General features: G+C 66.1%; 14 protein-coding genes. 4 read left to right on the top strand and 10 right to left on the bottom strand.

Annotated features, from left to right (window positions below):
- Positions 1 to 26 precede the first annotated feature (26 nt).
- The 4 genes from leuS to JOE31_RS11555 all read right to left on the bottom strand — a co-directional run bounded on the left by leuS (position 27) and on the right by JOE31_RS11555 (position 7,258).
- Entirely contained in the window at positions 27 to 2,558 is a 2,532-nt protein-coding gene (gene leuS, locus JOE31_RS11570) for a leucine--tRNA ligase (RefSeq protein WP_209744490.1), read from the bottom strand.
- Between the two features lie 413 nt (positions 2,559 to 2,971).
- Positions 2,972 to 4,486, bottom strand: coding sequence for a glycerol kinase GlpK (gene glpK, locus JOE31_RS11565; RefSeq protein ID WP_011692092.1), 1,515 nt, complete (start codon positions 4,484 to 4,486; stop codon positions 2,972 to 2,974).
- A 58-nt stretch (positions 4,487 to 4,544) separates the two neighbouring features.
- The gene (locus JOE31_RS11560; RefSeq protein ID WP_209744487.1) at positions 4,545 to 5,294 is read right to left on the bottom strand and encodes an MIP/aquaporin family protein; all 750 of its coding nucleotides are present in this window, start codon (positions 5,292 to 5,294) and stop codon (positions 4,545 to 4,547) included.
- Positions 5,295 to 5,455: 161 nt separating this feature from the next.
- A complete protein-coding gene (locus JOE31_RS11555; protein WP_209744484.1) occupies positions 5,456 to 7,258 on the bottom strand; it encodes a glycerol-3-phosphate dehydrogenase/oxidase in 1,803 nt (600 codons plus the stop codon).
- A gap of 124 nt (positions 7,259 to 7,382) precedes the next feature.
- On the opposite strand from JOE31_RS11555, the gene JOE31_RS11550 reads away from it, so the two are divergent.
- The 4 genes from JOE31_RS11550 (at position 7,383) to JOE31_RS11535 (ending at position 11,303) form a co-directional block, all read left to right on the top strand.
- Entirely contained in the window at positions 7,383 to 8,345 is a 963-nt protein-coding gene (locus JOE31_RS11550) for a sugar-binding transcriptional regulator (RefSeq protein WP_209744481.1), read from the top strand.
- Positions 8,346 to 8,413: 68 nt separating this feature from the next.
- Entirely contained in the window at positions 8,414 to 9,289 is an 876-nt protein-coding gene (locus JOE31_RS11545; protein WP_209744478.1) for an aldo/keto reductase, read from the top strand.
- Positions 9,290 to 9,300: 11 nt separating this feature from the next.
- The gene (locus JOE31_RS11540; RefSeq protein ID WP_209744475.1) at positions 9,301 to 10,230 is read left to right on the top strand and encodes an alpha/beta fold hydrolase; all 930 of its coding nucleotides are present in this window, start codon (positions 9,301 to 9,303) and stop codon (positions 10,228 to 10,230) included.
- On the top strand, positions 10,227 to 11,303 hold the full coding sequence (locus JOE31_RS11535; RefSeq protein ID WP_209744472.1) for a glycosyltransferase family 1 protein: 1,077 nt from the start codon (positions 10,227 to 10,229) through the stop codon (positions 11,301 to 11,303). The genes JOE31_RS11540 and JOE31_RS11535 overlap by 4 nt, the downstream gene beginning before the upstream one ends.
- Positions 11,304 to 11,328: 25 nt before the next feature.
- Here JOE31_RS11535 and JOE31_RS11530 read toward each other — a convergent pair whose 3' ends face one another.
- From JOE31_RS11530 to mihF, 6 genes are all read right to left on the bottom strand, one after another.
- On the bottom strand, positions 11,329 to 13,485 hold the full coding sequence (locus JOE31_RS11530; protein WP_209744468.1) for a primosomal protein N': 2,157 nt from the start codon (positions 13,483 to 13,485) through the stop codon (positions 11,329 to 11,331).
- A 210-nt stretch (positions 13,486 to 13,695) separates the two neighbouring features.
- Positions 13,696 to 14,931 (bottom strand): methionine adenosyltransferase, encoded by a 1,236-nt coding sequence (gene metK, locus JOE31_RS11525; RefSeq protein ID WP_209744466.1) that lies wholly within the window; start codon positions 14,929 to 14,931, stop codon positions 13,696 to 13,698.
- A 109-nt stretch (positions 14,932 to 15,040) separates the two neighbouring features.
- Positions 15,041 to 16,276: a bifunctional phosphopantothenoylcysteine decarboxylase/phosphopantothenate--cysteine ligase CoaBC gene (gene coaBC, locus JOE31_RS11520; protein ID WP_209744463.1), complete on the bottom strand. Its 1,236-nt coding sequence runs from the start codon at positions 16,274 to 16,276 to the stop codon at positions 15,041 to 15,043.
- 55 nt (positions 16,277 to 16,331) lie between these two features.
- A complete protein-coding gene (rpoZ, locus tag JOE31_RS11515; protein ID WP_011692102.1) occupies positions 16,332 to 16,592 on the bottom strand; it encodes a DNA-directed RNA polymerase subunit omega in 261 nt (86 codons plus the stop codon).
- A 39-nt stretch (positions 16,593 to 16,631) separates the two neighbouring features.
- On the bottom strand, positions 16,632 to 17,204 hold the full coding sequence (gene gmk, locus JOE31_RS11510; RefSeq protein ID WP_209744460.1) for a guanylate kinase: 573 nt from the start codon (positions 17,202 to 17,204) through the stop codon (positions 16,632 to 16,634).
- Positions 17,201 to 17,551, bottom strand: a complete 351-nt coding sequence (gene mihF / locus JOE31_RS11505; protein WP_209744457.1) for an integration host factor, actinobacterial type — start codon at positions 17,549 to 17,551, stop codon at positions 17,201 to 17,203. Before mihF ends, gmk begins: the two co-directional genes overlap by 4 nt.
- Positions 17,552 to 17,571: the final 20 nt, after the last annotated feature.

The raw sequence follows: 17,571 nt of genomic DNA, 5'->3' as shown, positions 1-17,571 counted from the left end.
GGCAATACCGGCGGCCGGTGCCCGGGCTACGCCGGGACGATGTTGACCAGTTTAGGCGCACGCACGATGACCGTGCGGATACCCCGCCCGTCGAGGGCGCGCTGGACGTTCTCCGACGCGAGGGCCAGTTCACGCAACTCGTCTTCGCCGATCTCCGGAGAGACTTCGAGCCGGTCGCGGACCTTGCCCTGGACCTGGACGACGGCGGTCACGGTGTCCTGCACCAGGAGTGCTTCGTCATGCGAGGGCCAGCCGGCGTTCGCCACCGAGGCGGGATGCCCCAGAACGTTCCACATGTCCTCGGCCGTGTAGGGCGCGAAGAGGCTCAGGATGACCGCGACGGCTTCCGCTGCTTCGCGGACGGCGGGATCCGCCCCGCCTGCGCCGGAGGCTGCATCTATGGTTTTGCGGGTGGCGTTGACCAGCTCCATCAGTTTGGCCACCACCACGTTGAACTTGTTGCTGTCCAGCAGTGCGGCGGCGTCGGCAATGGTGCGGTGCGTGACGGAGCGCAGCGCCCGGTCTCCCTGGGCGGCGTCCGTGCCGGGCGCGCTGGTGACGTCCTGCGCCAGGCGCCAGGCCCGGGCGAGGAACTTCGCAGAGCCCGACGGCGAGACGTCCGCCCAATCGACGTCGTCCTCGGGCGGGGAGGCGAAGATCATGGTGAGGCGCACGGCGTCGACGCCGTACTTGTCCAGCTGCTCGCCGAGGTCGACGCCGTTGCCCAGGGACTTGCTCATGGCCTTGCCCCCGTTGAGGACCTGGCCCTGGTTGAGCAGCGCGCTGAACGGTTCGTCGGCCTCGATCATGCCGAGGTCGTGGATGACCTTGGTGAAGAACCGCGCGTACAGCAGGTGCAGGATGGCGTGTTCCACGCCGCCCACGTACTGCCCCACAGGCATCCAGTCATTGATCTTCTCCGGGTCGAAAGGACCCTCGGTGTACTGCGGCGACACGAAGCGCAGGAAGTACCACGACGAGTCAACGAACGTGTCCATGGTGTCAGTGTCGCGCTTGGCGGGACCGTGGCAGTCGGGGCATTCAACGTTGACCCAGGCTTCGGCCGCAGCCAGCGGGGAGGTGCCCTTCGGGGACAGGTCCTCGCCGCGAAGGTCAGCCGGCAGGGTGACGGGCAGCTGGTCGTCGGGAACAGGAACCTCGCCGCAGGCAGGGCAGTGGATGATCGGAATCGGTGTGCCCCAGAAGCGCTGGCGGCTGAGCAGCCAGTCACGCAGACGGAAGTTGACGAACTTTTCGCCCGTGCCTTGTTTCTCCAGCATGTCGATCGCCGCGGGGATGGCCTCGGCCTTGGGCAGGCCGTCGAGCACGCCGGAGTTGATCAAGGTGCCTTCCCCGGCGGTGGCCTTTCCGGTCACCGCGGGGTCGTCCTCCCCCGTGTCCAGTACGGCGCGGACGGGCAGGTCGAAGGTCCTGGCAAAGTCGAGGTCGCGCTGGTCGTGGGCGGGGACCGCCATGATGGCGCCCGTGCCGTAGTCTGCCAGCACGTAGTCGGCAGCCCAGACGGGCAGGATTTCGCCGTTCAGAGGGTTGACGGCGTAGCGGCCGGTGAAGACGCCCGTCTTCTCGCGCTCGGTGGACTGTCGTTCGATTTCGGACAGCGCCTTGACCTGTTCGCGGTACGCGTCCAGGGCCGCGGCGTGCTCGTCCGTGACCAGCTCCACTGCCAGCGGCGCATCTGCTGCAACCACAAAGAACGTGGCACCGTACAGGGTGTCGGGGCGCGTGGTGAAGACGGTGACGTCCTTGGCCGGCTTACCGCCGGCGGCTTCGATCACGAAGTTCACGTGGGCGCCTTCGGACCGGCCGATCCAGTTCTTCTGCATGGCCAGGACCCGTTCGGGCCAGTGGCCGCGCAGTTCGTCCATGTCGTCCAGCAGCCGGTCGGCGTAGTCGGTGATCTTGAAGTACCACTGGTTCAGGGACTTCTTGGTGACAGCGGTGCCGCAGCGCTCGCAGGCACCGTTGACCACCTGTTCATTGGCCAGTACGGTCTGGTCCTTGGGGCACCAGTTGACCGGGGAATCCTTCCGGTAGGCCAGGCCGCGCTCGTAGAAGCGCTTGAACAGCCACTGGGTCCACCGGTAGTACTCCGGGTCCGAGGTGTGCAGGCGCCGTGACCAGTCTGCCGAGATCGCGTAGCGCTTGAAGGACGCCGCCTGGGTGTCGATGTTGGCGTAGGTCCACTCGCTGGGGTGCGCGTTGCGCTTGATGGCGGCGTTCTCGGCGGGCAGGCCGAAGGAATCCCAGCCGATGGGGTGCAGGACGTCATAGCCCTTCTGGCGCAGGTAGCGCGCCACGACGTCGCCCATGGCAAACGCCTCGGCGTGACCCATGTGCAGGTCGCCTGAGGGGTAGGGGAACATGTCGAGGACGTAGCGGCGCTCGCGCGAGCCGTCGTCGACGGGGGTGAACACCTTGAGGTCTTCCCACACCTGCGGCCATTTGGCCTCCATCGCGGCGAAGCTGTAGGTGCCCTCCTCGGGACCTTCCGTCGCGACTGCTGCTGTTCCGGTCTCTGTCTCCGGCTGAACGCTCACTGCTGCCCTCTTCTGTTCTGTACCGCTTTTCGTACGGCCCGGGCTTGCTGTCCAGCCCCGGCCCCCTAATCCCCTGCTGCCGGCCCCGAAGGGCTCCAGACACACAAAAGCCCCTCGACATGGAGGGGCTGCCGCGCGGTAATCCGAGTTGGTCCGGGATACCGGGCGGCTAGCTAAGCAGAAGGATCGCACGCATAGAACTACTTTAGCGCACCCGCACCACCCGCTAAACGTAAGTCGCCACGAGTGGCTGAATCGCTGACGGTTGTGTTGATGGCAGCCGCACCTCGCCCGGGTGTGGTGGGCACCCGTGGGGGGCCCACTGCTGCGAGGGCCCCGACACGAGCTTGCGAGTGTTGGGAGCAGCAGGGGACGGGCGGGGCAGGTGCGGCTGCCATCAACGACAGGTCAGGCTACTTCACGTCCTCGTCGACCCAGTCCATGGACTTCGTGACGGCCTTCTTCCAGAGGCGCATCTGGCGGTCCCGCTCGGCGTCGTCCATTTGCGGTTCCCAGCGCTTGTCTTCGGACCAGTTGGCCGAGCACTCCCCGAGGTCCTTCCAGAAGCCGACGGCCAGGCCGGCGGCGTAGGCGGCACCGAGGGCGGTGGTTTCCACAACTTTGGGCCGGATCACCGGAACGCCGAGGATGTCCGCCTGGAACTGCATCAGGGCGTCGTTGGCGACCATGCCGCCGTCGACCTTCAACTCAGTCAGCGGAACACCGGAGTCCGCGTTGACGGCGTCGAGCACCTCACGGGTCTGGAAGGCCGTGGCCTCCAGCGCCGCACGGGCGATGTGGTTCTTGTTCACGAAGCGGGTCAGGCCAACAATCGCGCCGCGGGCGTCGGACCGCCAGTATGGTGCGAAGAGGCCGGAGAACGCCGGCACGATGTACACGCCGCCGTTGTCCTTGACCGAGGCCGCGAGCGTCTCCACTTCCGGGGCACTGCTGATCAGGCCGAGGTTGTCACGCAGCCACTGGATCAGGGACCCGGTGACGGCGATCGAGCCTTCCAGAGCGTAGTGCGGAGCAGCGTCCCCCAGCTTGTAGCCCACGGTGGTCAGCAGGCCGTTCTTGGAGTGGACAATTTCCTCGCCGGTGTTGAAGATCAGGAAGCAGCCCGTTCCGTACGTGTTCTTGGCTTCGCCGGCATCAAATGCCGCCTGGCCGAACGTGGCTGCCTGCTGGTCGCCGAGGATGCCGGCAACCGGCACTTCCCGGAGCAACTGGGAGGTGTGGACGGTGCCGTAGACCTCGGAGGAAGACTTGATGGCGGGCATCATTGAGGCGGGAACACCGAAGGCGTCAAGGATCTCCTGGTCCCAGGACAGCGTGTCCAGGTCCATGAACATGGTCCGGGAGGCGTTGGTAACGTCCGTGACGTGCACGCCGCCATCCACTCCGCCGGTGAGGTTCCACAGCACCCAGCAGTCAGTGTTGCCAAAGACCAGGTCGCCGGCTTCGGCTTTGGCGCGGGCGCCTTCCACGTTGTCCAGGATCCACTTGATCTTGGTGCCGGAGAAGTACGTGGCCAGCGGCAGGCCCACCTTCTGCTTGAAACGCTCCGGTCCGCCGTCCTTGGCCAGTTCATCCACGATGTCCTGGGTCCGGGTGTCCTGCCAGACGATGGCGTTGTAGATCGCCTTGCCCGTTGTCTTGTCCCACACGACCGCGGTTTCGCGCTGGTTGGTGATGCCGACCGCGGCGATGTCGTGCCGGGTCAGGTTCGCCTTGGACAGCGCCGAGGCAATGACCTCGCGGGTGTTGTTCCAGATTTCGGCGGGGTCGTGTTCCACCCAGCCGGCCTGCGGAAAGATCTGTTCGTGTTCCATCTGGCCGGAGGAGACGATGCTGCCGCTGTGGTCGAAGACGATGGCGCGCGTGCTGGTGGTGCCCTGGTCGATGGCGATTACGTACTGGTTCATGTTGACGTCCTTGTCTGTTGTCTGAGGTGCTTGACGGGGGTGTTGAAACGTGGGCGGATCAGGAAGCTGCCGAGGCGATGATCGGCACTACAGCTGCGACAGCGCCGGCCAGGGTGCCGCCGACCAGCGGTCCAACGACCGGGATCCAGGAGTAGCTCCAGTCGCTGGAACCTTTGCCCTTGATGGGGAGCAGAGCGTGCGCGATGCGGGGGCCAAGGTCACGGGCGGGGTTGATGGCGTAGCCGGTGGGACCGCCGAGGGACACGCCGATGCCTACAACGAGCAGGGCCACAGCGAGCGGGCCGAGGCCCGAAGGGGTGCCGCCGAACGTCAGGATGACGAAGACGAGCACGAACGTGCCGATGATCTCGGTGATCAGGTTCCAGGGGGTGGAGCGGATGGCGGGTCCGGTGGAGAACACGGCGAGCTTGCTGGCGGGTTCCGGTTCGGCGTCAAAGTGCTGCTTATGGGCCAGCCACATGACCACGGCGCCCAGGAACGCGCCCGTGAGTTCTCCGCCGAAGTAGGTCAGTGTGGATGCGAAGTCGACGCTAACGCCGGGAGCATACTCCGCTTTGCCGTTGACCAACAGGCCAAGGGTCACGGCCGGGTTCAGGTGCGCGCCGGACCTGGCGGCGACGTAGACGCCGGCGAAGACCGCGATGCCCCAGCCCCACGTGACCATCAGGAATCCGCCGTTGTTGCCCTTGGTGCCTTTGAGCGCGACGTTTGCCACAACGCCGCAACCCAGCAGGGTCAGCATTGCGGTTCCGAATACTTCGGAAAGGAAAACAATTCCAAGAGACATCTTTGACTCCTCTATTTTCTGTTGTCAGCCCCTAGCGATTTGAAGGGCTGTTGGGCCGGCAACGTTGTTGCGTTGCCGGCCGGCTGCTGCGCCGGCTGCTCCTCCAGCGGAACCGCGCAGCCCTTGCGCCCGGGCAAGTCCTCCCCGGGCACGCAAGCTGTCTAGGCGACCAGGCTGTGGACCTGGACGCCGTGGAAGCGTTCAAGCACCTCCTGGGCATGGTGGATTTCGGCTGCCCTGGCAGCCGCGTCCCATCCCAGCGGGGCAGCGAGGACATCTGCCACCTCGTTGAGGAGTTCGCCCGTCACCAGTCCGCGGAAGGCCAGGGAGGTGCGCCGGATCAGCACATCGACGAGGTGTCCCACCTGTTCGTTCCGGGCCATGAATTCCAGTTCGCGGACACTGAGTTCACGGGTGGAGTGCAGGAGCCGGTCGGGGCCGGCATCGAGGTAGCGAAGCACCTCTTCGGCGCGGGTCCCGTAGCGGGTCAGCAATCCGGAAATCCGGTCAGCATCGCGGCCGGCGGACATGTGGGCCTTGATCCACTGCTGGACTCCGGCCTGGCTGTCAGGGAAGCCGGCTCCGCCGCCAATGGCGAGTTTCGCCGTCGAGACTTTCCGGTCCAGGCCCAGTTCCTTGAGCACGTCGTTCGTGAGGTGTTCGGCCAGCGCCCGGAATGTTGTCCATTTGCCGCCCACCAGGCTGAGTACGACGGCGCCGCTGCCGCCGGCGTCCGCTGTTTGGCTGCCGGCCCTGCGTTCGATGCGGTAGTCGCGGCTGACGAAGCCGGGCTGGGTGGCGTCGTGCCTGGGCAGCGGGCGAACACCGGCGAAAGTGTAGACAATCTGGTCCCGGTGCACTGCGACGTCCGGGAAGACGTGGCCGATCAGGTCGAAGAAGTAATCGATCTCGTCGTCGGTGCAGACGGCATCCTCTGCCATGTCCGCGTCCACGTCGGTGGTGCCCACGAGGACCCGGTCGCCCATCGGGTAGATGAGGACGATCCTGCCGTCAGTGTGTTCGAAGAAGATCTCGCGGCCGTTGCAGGCTTCGAGGAGGCCGGGGTGGTCAAGCACGATGTGCGAGCCCTTGGTGCCGCCCATGAACGTCGAGGCGGCGCCCATGGCCTCGTTGGTCAGGTCCACCCACGCACCAGTGGTGTTGACGATGACGTCGGCCGTGAAGTCGAAGACCTCGCCGGTCAGTTCATCGCGCAACTGGACGGTGCTGCCGCCGGTGGAGCCGGCCGACGTGCCGGCAGCTCCGCCCATGGCGACGAGCGAGAGGTAGTTGCTGGCCCGCGCGTCGCTCTGGCCGCTGGCGCCGGCTTTCTCGCCATCCTGGAGCACGTCAAGAGTGAGTCGCTCGGGGTTGTGGACCGAGGCATCGAAGTAGGTTGCGGCATATTTGATGCCCGGGTGCAGCCGCGGCAGTTCCGCTAGTGCGCGCTTACGGCCCCGGAACTGGTGGCGCGGGACAGTGCCGCCGTCGCGAGAGAAGAAGTCGTACATGCTCAGGCCGACCTTGATGAGGAAGGCTCCGCGTTCCTTCGGCTTGCCCTGCTGCTTGTGGGTCAGGAACCGCAGCGGCGCGGACAGTACGCCCGAGAAGGTGCTGAAGATGGGGATGGTTGTCTGGAGCGGCTTGACGTAGTGGGGAGCGATGCGCAGGAGCCTGTTGCGCTCGACGACGGACTCCTGGACCAGCCGGAACTCACCGTTTTCCAGGTATCGGATGCCACCGTGGATCATGTGCGACGATGCACCACTGGCCCCTTGGCAGTAATCCCCCCGCTCAACGAGCGCAACGTCCACGCCCTGTAGCGCCAGATCGCGGAACGTGCCGACTCCGTTGATCCCGCCGCCGATGATCAGGACTTGGGCTCGGGGCCGCTTGCGCAGGTTCTGCACTGATGACCGCTGGCGGCTGGTAGCCGGATGGCCGGATGAATCGTTGGTTCCCAAATCTGCTCCTTTGGGTTTGGTCCTGTGCGACGCGCCTCACAGCGCGGCGCCGTTCATCACTATTCTTTGGAGTAATGGAAAATGGAGTCAAGCACTATGCACAAACGTGCAGAACGGAAGCAGAATGCCGCGCTCACGCCACTCAGAAGCCCTCAGGGCTGCACAACTGTATTACCTCCAGGACCTCACGATGGACGCCATAGCCAGAGAGCTCAGGACCTCCAGATCCACGGTTTCCCGCCTTCTTTCGGCTGCCCGGGAGACCGGCCTGGTCCAGATCCAGATCCGCAATCCGCTCGACACCGGGCCGGAACTGGAAAACATGATCCGCACCCAATACCGGGTGGATGTCCACGTCGTTCCGGTGCTGGACACCCTTAATGAAGCGGAAACCCTTGACAGGGTGGCCATGCAGGCCGCAAGGACAATCGGGCCGCTGGTTGACTCCAACGCCATCATCGGCGTCGCCTGGGGATCCACCCTCAGCGCCGTCAGCAGGCATCTCACTCGCAAGATCACCCACGACAGCGTGATCGTCCAGCTGAACGGCGCCGGCAACATGCAGACCACCGGCATTACCTACGCCAGCGACATCATGCGCAGGTTCGGCAGTGCCTACGGTGCGCGCGTTGAACAGTTTCCCGTTCCGGCCTTCTTCGACCACGCAGCCACCAAAACCGCCATGTGGAATGAACGCAGCGTCCAGCGCATCCTGGATCTGCAGTCACGCATGAGCATCGCCATCTTCGGCGTGGGGTCGGTGGATGCCGACTACCCCAGCCACGTCTATGCCGGCGGATACCTCGACGAAAACGACCTGAATATTCTGGCGAACTCGGACGTGGTGGGTGACGTAGCCACCGTGTTTTTCCGCGGGGACGGATCCTCTGACGGCATCACGCTCAATGAGAGGTCCACCGGCCCTGCCTTGGCGCAACTGCGGCAGGTCAGGCGGCGGATATGCGTTGTTTCCGGGGCCTCGAAGATCAACGGACTGCGCGGCGCGCTTGCCGCCGGCCTGGCCACGGACCTGATCCTCGATGAAGCCACCGCCCGTCGCCTCGTCAGCTTTGACGGACTGTCCTGAAGCCTGCTGCAAGTCCCGCCCGGCCTGTCCCGGGGAGCGGACGGCGCCGAGTCGGTAGAGTCAGTCCTATGAAGAACTCGCCCCGCCTGAGCCTCAACAACGGTGTGCTGATCGACCAACTGGGCTTCGGGCTCTATAAGGTTCCCCCTGCAGACGCCGCCGGCCTGGTGACCATGGCCCTCGAGGCCGGCTACCGCCACTTCGACACGGCCGCCATGTACGGGAATGAGACCGGGGTAGGCAAGGCTATCGGCGCGCTTGCCGGGTTCGCGGGCGGCGGTCCGGCCGGAGGCTCCGGCGAAGCAGCACCAGCGCTTTCCCGCGAGGACCTCTTCGTCACCACGAAGGTGTGGAATGACGACCATGGCTATGACGCCACCATGCGGGCCTTCGACACGTCCATGTCCAACCTCGGCATGGAATATGTCGACCTGTACCTCATCCACTGGCCATGCGCCCGCCGCGGACTTTTCACGGAAAGCTACCGGGCCATGGAAACCCTCTACCGCGAGGGCAGGATCCGGGCCATCGGGGTGTCCAACTTCCAGCCCGCCCACCTGGAGCATCTGCTGGAGACCGCCGAAGTCGTCCCCGCAGTGAACCAGATCGAACTCCACCCCTGGCTCCAGCAGGACGAACTCCGCCAGCTGCACGCCCGGCTTGGCATCCGTACCGAGGCCTGGAGCCCGCTGGGCCGGGGCCAGGTTCTTGCGGATCCGGTAGTCCTGGAGCTGGCAGCGGCGCACCGGCGGACAGCGGCGCAGATCATCCTGAGATGGCACGTACAGCTGGGCAATGTGGTGATCCCGAAGGCCAGTTCCTATGCCCGGATCCGGGAAAACCTGGACGTCTTCGGGTTCACCCTGGACCCAGCGGAGATGGCTGCCCTCGCTGCCCTGGAACGCGGCCACCGCACCGGCTCCAACCCTGACGACGTCAACTAGGATTCAACACCATGGAACAAGTGGACACGGGACCGGCACAGGCACCGCCCCTCTTCAGCGGGCAACTGGACGCCCGGACGCGGTCCGCCAGCGTGGACCTGGACGGCTGCAATGTGGACTACTGGATCTATGAACCTGTCAGCGTGACGCCAGAGACCCGGACCATCCTGGTGGTCCACGGATTCCGGGGCGACCACCACGGCCTGCTTCGGGTGGCGGACCAGCTCCCCGACATGCGGCTCATCATGCCCGACCTTCCCGGCTTCGGCAGCTCGGATGCGTTCACGGACGGCGGGCACAGCGTGAGGCGGTACGGGCAGTTCATCAACGATTTCATGGCCGCACTGGGCCTGGGACCGGACACGGTGCTCCTGGGGCACTCGTTCGGGTCCATCGTCGCCAGCCACTTCGTGGCTGCCAACCCCGGCGCCGTGTTCCCGCTGATCCTCATCAACCCCATTGCCGCCCCGGCGCTGGAGGGGCCCAAGGGCGTTATGACCAAACTGGCTGTCCTGTACTACGAGGCCTCCGCCAGGCTCCCCCGGGCCCTCGGCCTCTACCTGCTCCGCAGCCGGCTCATTGTCAGGGTGATGAGCATGGCCATGGCCAAGACGAGGGACAAGCAGCTCCTGCAGTTCATCCATGGACAGCACAACGCCTACTTCTCCGCCTTTGCCAACCGGGACAGTCTGCTTGAGTCGTTCAAGGCGTCAGTGGGAAGCAATGTCTCCGAGGTTGCCCCGGATCTTGCCCTGCCCGTGCTGCTGATTGCCGGGGAGAAGGATGAGATCGCGATGCTCCCGGACCAGCACAAGCTGCAGGCACTCCTGCCGGACGGCACCCTCGAGGTGATTCCCGGCGTGGGGCACCTCATCCACTACGAGACACCCCAACCGGCCGCCGGCTTCATCAGGCGCTTCCTGAAGGACCATCCCGCGTGAAAATCATTATCGACGCCCGCTTCACCCGCCTGGACCACCACGACGGCATCAGCCGGTACGGCGCCAGCCTGATCGCAGCCACGGCCAAGATCGCCGACGTCTCGATGCTCATCAGTGATCCCCGGCAGCTGGCCCTCCTCCCGGATGTGCCCTACACGCTGATCAACAGCCCGCTCTCCCCCGCGGAACTGTTCGTAGCCGGCAAGGTCAACAAGCTGGGCGCCGACGTCGTGGTGTGCCCGATGCAGACGATGGGGACCTTCGGCCGGAAGTACGCCCTGGTGCTGACCCTTCACGACCTCATCTACTACGAGCACCCTTCCCCGCCGGGCTTCCTGCCGGCACCCGTCCGTTTGCTGTGGCGCCTGTACCATAAGGCGTACTGGCCGCAGCGGCTGCTCCTGAACCGGGCGGACGTGGTGGCCACCATCAGCCACACCACCGAAGCGCTGATCGCCAAACACCGCCTCACCCGGCGTCCGGTCCGGATTGTGGGCAATGCGCCGCAGCACGGCCATACTCCGCGCGACCCCGGTGCCGGCGCGGACAGGACGCTCCTGTACATGGGTTCGTTCATGCCGTACAAGAACGTGGAAACCATGGTGCGGGGAATGGCCGAACTTCCGGACATGACGCTCCACCTCCTCAGCCGCATCACGCCGCAGCGGCGGGCGGAGCTTGAAGCGCTGGTGCCGCCGGGGGCCAACGTCGTGTTCCACAACGGCGTGACGGACGCCGAGTATGAGGCGCTGCTGGGCCGGACAACGGCCCTGATCAGCCTTTCACGAGCCGAGGGCTACGGCCTCCCGCTCGTGGAGGCCATGTCCCATGGCACACCCGTGATCGCCAGCGACATCCCGATCTTCCGCGAAGTAGGGCATGACGCGGTGAGTTATGTCCACCCGGATTCCCCTTCGGAGTTTGCCAACGCGGTCCGCAGGCTGGAAGAGCCGGAAGTGTGGAAAGCTCATTCACTCCGTTCGGTGGAGCGGGCCGCGGAATTCAGCTGGGACCACTCGGCCCGGCAGCTTGTGCAGCTGGCCGAGGAGGCCGCCCGGACCAACCGCCGCTGAGGTGGCGCCGGCGGGAGCGCATCAACTACAGCACATCCACGCCGTCGAGCCTTAACTGGACGGGATCGTCGCTGCGCCGCGCCGCTGCAGCCGCCTTGACGGCCCGCATCACCCGCGTGGCGTCGGCCGCCTGCGCGTACGGAATGAACAGCAGGGTCCTGACGTCCTCGCCGGCCTCCCGCCGCGGCGCGCGTGCGTCCGTGAGTACCAGCGGGGCCGGTCCGGCGGTGCGAAGGGTGATCCCCTGCCTGGCAAGGCTTTGTTCGATGGCGTCGGTGAAGTGCCCGACGGCGGTCCGGCCGCCGGTGACGGAGGCAATTCTGACCGCGGGGGGCAGCTGGAGCTCCTGGCGCAGTGAGAGCTCACGCTGCGCGTACCCCCCTGCGTCCCAGCGCAGCAGCGCGCCGACCCCGGCTGTGTCATCGGCGGTGATAACGACGAGGCCGCCCTCGCGGGCAGGCCTGACCAGCGCCGCGGCATTGAACCAGCGCCGGACGGCGTCCTCCCCCGCGCGGAGGTTTTCGCGGCGGAGGAGCGTGTCTCCATCCAGGAGAACTGCGGCGGCATAGCCGCCGGCCGCCACAGGTTCCGCTCCCACCGTGGCGACCACCAGGGCGTTCGTGTCCGGGACAGCGGCTTTGACGTGGTCCCCGGACGAAGTGATGACCGGCTTGCCGGGAAATGCCCGGCCCAGTTCCTCCGCGGTCCGCAGCACGCCGGTAGCGGAGCGGCGCAGCCTGGGGCTCGTGCAGTGGCTGCAGCGCCAGTCCGGCGCGGAAGCGGAACACCAGCGGCACTGCGGCACTGCCGAGCTGCCGGCGGCACCGGCAACAGCCAGGGGTCCGCTGCAGGCTGCGCACCGGGCCGGCTCCCGGCAGGAATCACAAACCAGTGACGGCGCATAGCCGGAACGGGCCACTTGGACCAAAACGGGTCCGCGTTCCAGGCCCTCCTTGGCGGCACGCCAGGCTGCACCGGGCAGCCTCGCGATCCTGGCCAGGGGGTCGCGCTCCTGCTCGAAGCTATCCGCTGTGTTCACAACCCGCGGTACTGTCCGGCGGACCTCGGGACGGTCGGCGTCCACAGGTCTGGCCCAGCCCGCCTCCACCAGCCGCTGAAGTTCTGTGCTGCGTGTATGCGCCGCCATGAGGCACGCCGCGCCGTCTTGTTCCGCCCGCAGCAGCAGGACCTCCCGGGTGTGGGCGTACGGCGCCCGCTGTTCGATGTGAAGGTCGTCGCCGTCATCCCAGCACACCACAAGACCCAGGTTGTGCACTGGAGCGTAGGCCGCCGAACGGGTACCGACGGCAACGCCGGCGCTGCCCGTGAGCACCCGCAGGTAGCTGCGGTAGCGGGGCGTTGGTCCGTCGTCGGCGGTGAGCCGGGCAATGTCTTCCCGGGGCAGCAGCTCCGCCAGCGCCTCCTCGACCCGGTCCAGGTCGCGGTAGTCCGGAACAACCACCACCGCGCCGCGGCCGGAGGCGCGGGCGGCTGCAACGGCCTCGGCAACGAGGGCGGGCCAGCCGGCGGGGCCGAAACCCTGCAGCGCGCTCAGGACGGCCCGCGGCGATTCGCCGGCCGCGAGGTGCTGCAGGAACGCCGCCCCGTTGATGTAGCGGGACCAGTGGCCCGGTGCGGGAGGAATGCGGTCCGCCTCCGGACCGGGATCCGCGGCTGGTTCGGCAGCAGTACCGCGGCTCAGGCCGAGGGTACCTTCAGCGGCAAGCTCCTTTTCCAGCCCGGCCACCCGCGGCGGAATGGCTACGCGCAGCACGTCGCTGATGGTGCCGGCGTAGCGGGCGGCCACTTTGCCGGCGAGTTCGGCGAGTTCCGGCGTGAGCACCCGGACGGGCGAAACCACTTTGTGGAGGGGCACCAGGGTATGGCCTGCGTCGGATTCCGCCAGCCTGTCCAGGATGTAGCCGCCGAGCTCCTGGCCGTTGAACTTGACCTTGACCCGGACGCCCGGCTGCGCGGCGTCGTCAATGGCTGCCGGCACGCTGTAGTCGAAGGGCCTGTCCAGGTGTGGCAACGAAGACTCGATGAGCACCCGGGCAACGGGTAGCGACGGGGCGAGGGCCGGGCCGGATGGAGACACCGGGCGGCCCGCCGGGAATCCTTGCAGGAGTGAGAGCTGGAACGGCTCGCCAGTGGCCGTTCCGTCGGAGGAAAAGGAGGTCATGGGGCCGCCCTCCGTTCAACATCGTGCCAGTTATGGTGCCAGTGGTTCCGGTGCAAGGGGCCCGGCGGCATTGGCCGGAAAGCACTGTAGCAGGGCCGCCCGGACGGGGACCCTGCTACAGCCAAGCACATGGCACCGACATTTACTCCAACCCGGCACATTGGTGCCGCGCGGATCGCGTGCGCCGCGGTTTGTTGCGGGCGGCGGTTCTCAGGCGTTGAAGAAAGCCTTGAGCTCGTCAACCCGGTCGAGCCGTTCCCACGTGAAATCGGGATCGTCGCGGCCAAAGTGTCCGTGCGCCGCCGTCTTGGCGTAAATGGGACGCTTGAGGTCCAGCGCGTCGATGATCGCACGGGGGCGAAGGTCGAAGATCTCCGAAATCGCGGCGCTGATACGCTCGGGATCCACCGTTTCCGTGCCGAAGGTCTCCACGTAGGTGCCCACGGGGCGTGCCTGGCCGATGGCGTAGGCGATCTGGATCTCGGCCCGCTTGGCGAGTCCCGCAGCCACCACATTCTTGGCCACCCAGCGCATCGCGTACGCCGCCGAGCGGTCAACCTTGGACGGATCCTTGCCGGAGAAGGCACCGCCGCCGTGGCGCGCCATGCCGCCGTAGGTGTCGACGATGATCTTGCGGCCCGTCAGGCCGGCGTCTCCCACGGGGCCGCCGGTCACGAATGCACCGGCGGGATTGAGGATGTTGTGCGTACGGGAGATGTCCAGGTTGGCTGCCGCCAGCACGGGATTGATCACGTGCGCGGCGAGGTCGGCGCGCAGCTGTTCGAGGCTGGCGCCTTCCGCGTGCTGGCTGGAGATCACGATGGTTTCGACTGAGACGGGCCGGTCGCGGTCGTAGCCGATCGTCGCTTGGGTCTTGCCGTCCGGGCGGAGGTACGGCAGGTCGCCGTTCTTGCGTACTTCGGTGAGCCGCTCCGAGAGGCGGTGCGCAATCCAGATCGGGACCGGCATGTACGACGGCGTCTCGTCGCTGGCGTAGCCAAACATCAGGCCCTGGTCTCCGGCGCCCTGGAGGTCGTAGTCATCTTCCTGGCGGCCTTCGCGGGCCTCCAGGGAATTGAAAACGCCGCCGGCGATGTCGTTGGACTGCTGGCCGATTGACACGGAGACGCCGCAGCGGGCACCGTCGAAGCCGTTGGCCGAGGAGTCATAGCCGATCCCCAGGATGGTCTCGCGCACAATCTGCGGAATCTCCACATAGGCGTCGGTGGTGACTTCGCCCGCTACGTGCACCAGTCCGGTGGTGGCCAGTGTTTCGACTGCCACACGGGACTCGGGGTCCTTCGCCAGCAGGGCATCCAGGATGGCATCGCTGATCTGGTCGCAGATCTTATCGGGATGGCCCTCAGTCACGGACTCCGACGTGAAGAGACGAAGGGATGGCGGCGTCGCGCCATGGGGAGCGGGAATGTGCAGCGGTAAAGTCACTCAACTACCTTACTGGTTGGGAATCGGTCAGGCCTCAGCATGTGTCCCCCTGCTAAGCAGGCTTTGCACACGCCGGTCTCTGAGTCTCCGGGAAACAGCTTCTCGAAAATCATGATCGTGGAAAAACACGGCTCAACTCGGAGCTGATGCGGTCAATAACGGCGGCCGCAACATCGTCCTTTGAACCGGATGCCGCCTGTGGTTCGGAGCCGGTGCGGGAAAGGATGACCACCGAGTTGTGGTCCTGGCCGAACACCAGCCCTTCACCCACATGGTTGACCACCAGCAGGTCGCAGCCTTTCTTGCGCAGTTTGGCCTCGGCGTAGGCGAGCACGTCACCGTCGTCGTCCCCGGTTTCCGCCGCAAAACCTACGATCAGCTGCCCGGGCCGGTTCGCCGCGCGCACCTCCACGAGCTCCTGCAGGATGTCCGGGTTGCGCAGCAGGCTGATCACCGGATCGGCGGTGTCGTCACGTTTCTTGATCTTGGTGTCCGAAACGTCCGCAGGGCGGAAGTCCGCCACGGCGGCGGCCATGATGACGACGTCGGAATCGGCTGCCGCGCGCAGCGCCTCTTCCCGGAGTTGCAGCGCCGTCTCCACGCGGACCACCTCGACGCCGTCGGGCGCCGGTACGTCCATGTGGGCGGCGAGCAGCCGGACGCTCGCGCCCGCGTCCCGGGCGGCCACGGCAAGTGCCACGCCCTGTTTCCCGGAGGAGCGGTTACCGAGGAACCGCACCGGGTCAAGTGGTTCACGCGTGCCGCCTGCGCTGATGGTGACGGTGCGGCCGGCCAGCGGCAACTGTCCGCGAACCCCGCTGTCCTGCGTCAGCGCCATGGCGGCAGAGAAGATTGCCTCCGGCTCGGGCAGCCTGCCGGGACCGGAGTCGGACCCGGTGAGCCGGCCGCTGGCCGGTTCGAGGACGGTGACTCCACGGCTGCGCAGCGTTTCCACGTTGGCCTGGGTGGCGGCGTGCAGCCACATTTCGGTGTGCATGGCAGGTGCCATCAGCACGGGACCGCTGGCCATCAGCAGGGTGTTGGTCAGGAGGTCGTCCGCGTGGCCTCCGGCGGCGCGGGCCAGGAGATCCGCGGTGGCCGGAGCCACGACGATGAGGTCCGCCTCATGCCCCAGGCGCACATGGTTGACCGACGGAACGTCGTCGAAGACGCTGTTGCTGACCGGATTTCCGGACAGGGCTTCCCAGGTGGCCACTCCGACAAAGCGGTTGGCGGCCTCCGTGGGGATCACCGTGACGTTGTGTCCGGCTTCAGTAAAAAGCCGGAGGAGCGATGCCACCTTGTAGGCGGCAATCCCTCCCCCGACTCCGAGGACTATGCGCACGTGACCTCCGTCAACAGGCAGTCTGTATTCCGATGAGATCCAGTCCGAAGAGTTCTTACTCTGCAGGCTCGATCGGCGTGGAAACGAGCTTGCCTTCGTTGATCTCGCGCAGGGCGATGGAAAGCGACTTCTCGTTCAGCTTGGTGTCGACCAGCGGACCTACGTACTCGAACAGGCCCTCGTGCAGCTGCGCGTAGTATGCGTTGATCTGACGTGCACGCTTGGCACCGAAGATCACCAGGCCGTACTTGGAATCAGCTGCCTTCAGCAGCTCGTCGATCGGCGGGTTGATGATGCCTTCAAGGTTCGTGGACACGAATTCTCCAAATTCTAACGGGCCGATCCGACCCTGCGGCTAGTGCGGGTGCGGGGTCAGCCCCATGAGTGAAACAAGCTCGTCCGCTGCGCGTCGAACGTCATCATTGATAACGGTGTGATCGAACTCCGGCTCAGCGGCAAGTTCTAGTTTAGCGGTTTCCAGTCTTTGCTGCTGTTCCTCGGCCGTTTCGGTGCCGCGGCCCACCAGGCGGCGGACCATTTCCTCCCAGCTGGGCGGGGCGAGGAAGACGAACTGCGCCTCCGGAACGGCCTGCTTGACCTGGCGTGCGCCCTGCAGATCTATCTCCAGCAGCACCGAGCGGCCATCGGCGATGGCGGCGTCCACGGTGCTGCGGAGGGTGCCGTAACGGTTGCGGCCGTGCACCACGGCCCACTCCAGCAGTTCGCCGTCAGCCACCAGGGCGTCGAATTCCTCGGCGGACTTGAAGAAGTAGTGAACTCCGTCCTGCTCCCCCGGGCGCGGTGCACGGGTGGTGGCTGAGACGGAAAGCCAGACTTCAGGATAGTTGTCCCGGATGTAGGTGGACACGGTGCCTTTGCCAACAGCCGTCGGACCGGCAAGGACTGTCAGTCCCGGTTTCTTGCTCACATATTCCTTTGGGCGTTATTCGGATGGACGTGGTTCTCGTTCATAAAATCTACCAGCGCCCGGCGCTGGTGAACGCCGAGTCCCCGCAGCCGGCGGGACGCGGCAATGCCCAACTCGTCCATGATGGCGGCCGCCGTGACGCGGCCGATACCGGGCAGTGCCTCAAGCATCTCCGAAACCTTCATCCGGGCAAGCGCGGAATTTCCGTCGCCGGAGGCGAGGAGGTCCGCCACGGCGAGGGTTCCGGACTTCAGCTGCTCCTTGGCTTCCGCCCGGGCAGCCCGGGCCGCTGCCGCCTTCCCCAGGGCTTCCGCGCGTTCCTGGTCTGTCAGGGGCCGCAGGCTCACTCAAGTCACCGCCGAATCGT

Source organism: Arthrobacter sp. PvP023 (genome assembly GCF_017832975.1).
Taxonomy (GTDB): domain Bacteria; phylum Actinomycetota; class Actinomycetes; order Actinomycetales; family Micrococcaceae; genus Arthrobacter.
Note: the sequence above shows the minus strand (reverse complement) of the source record. Positions and strands in the feature narration are given on the sequence as shown.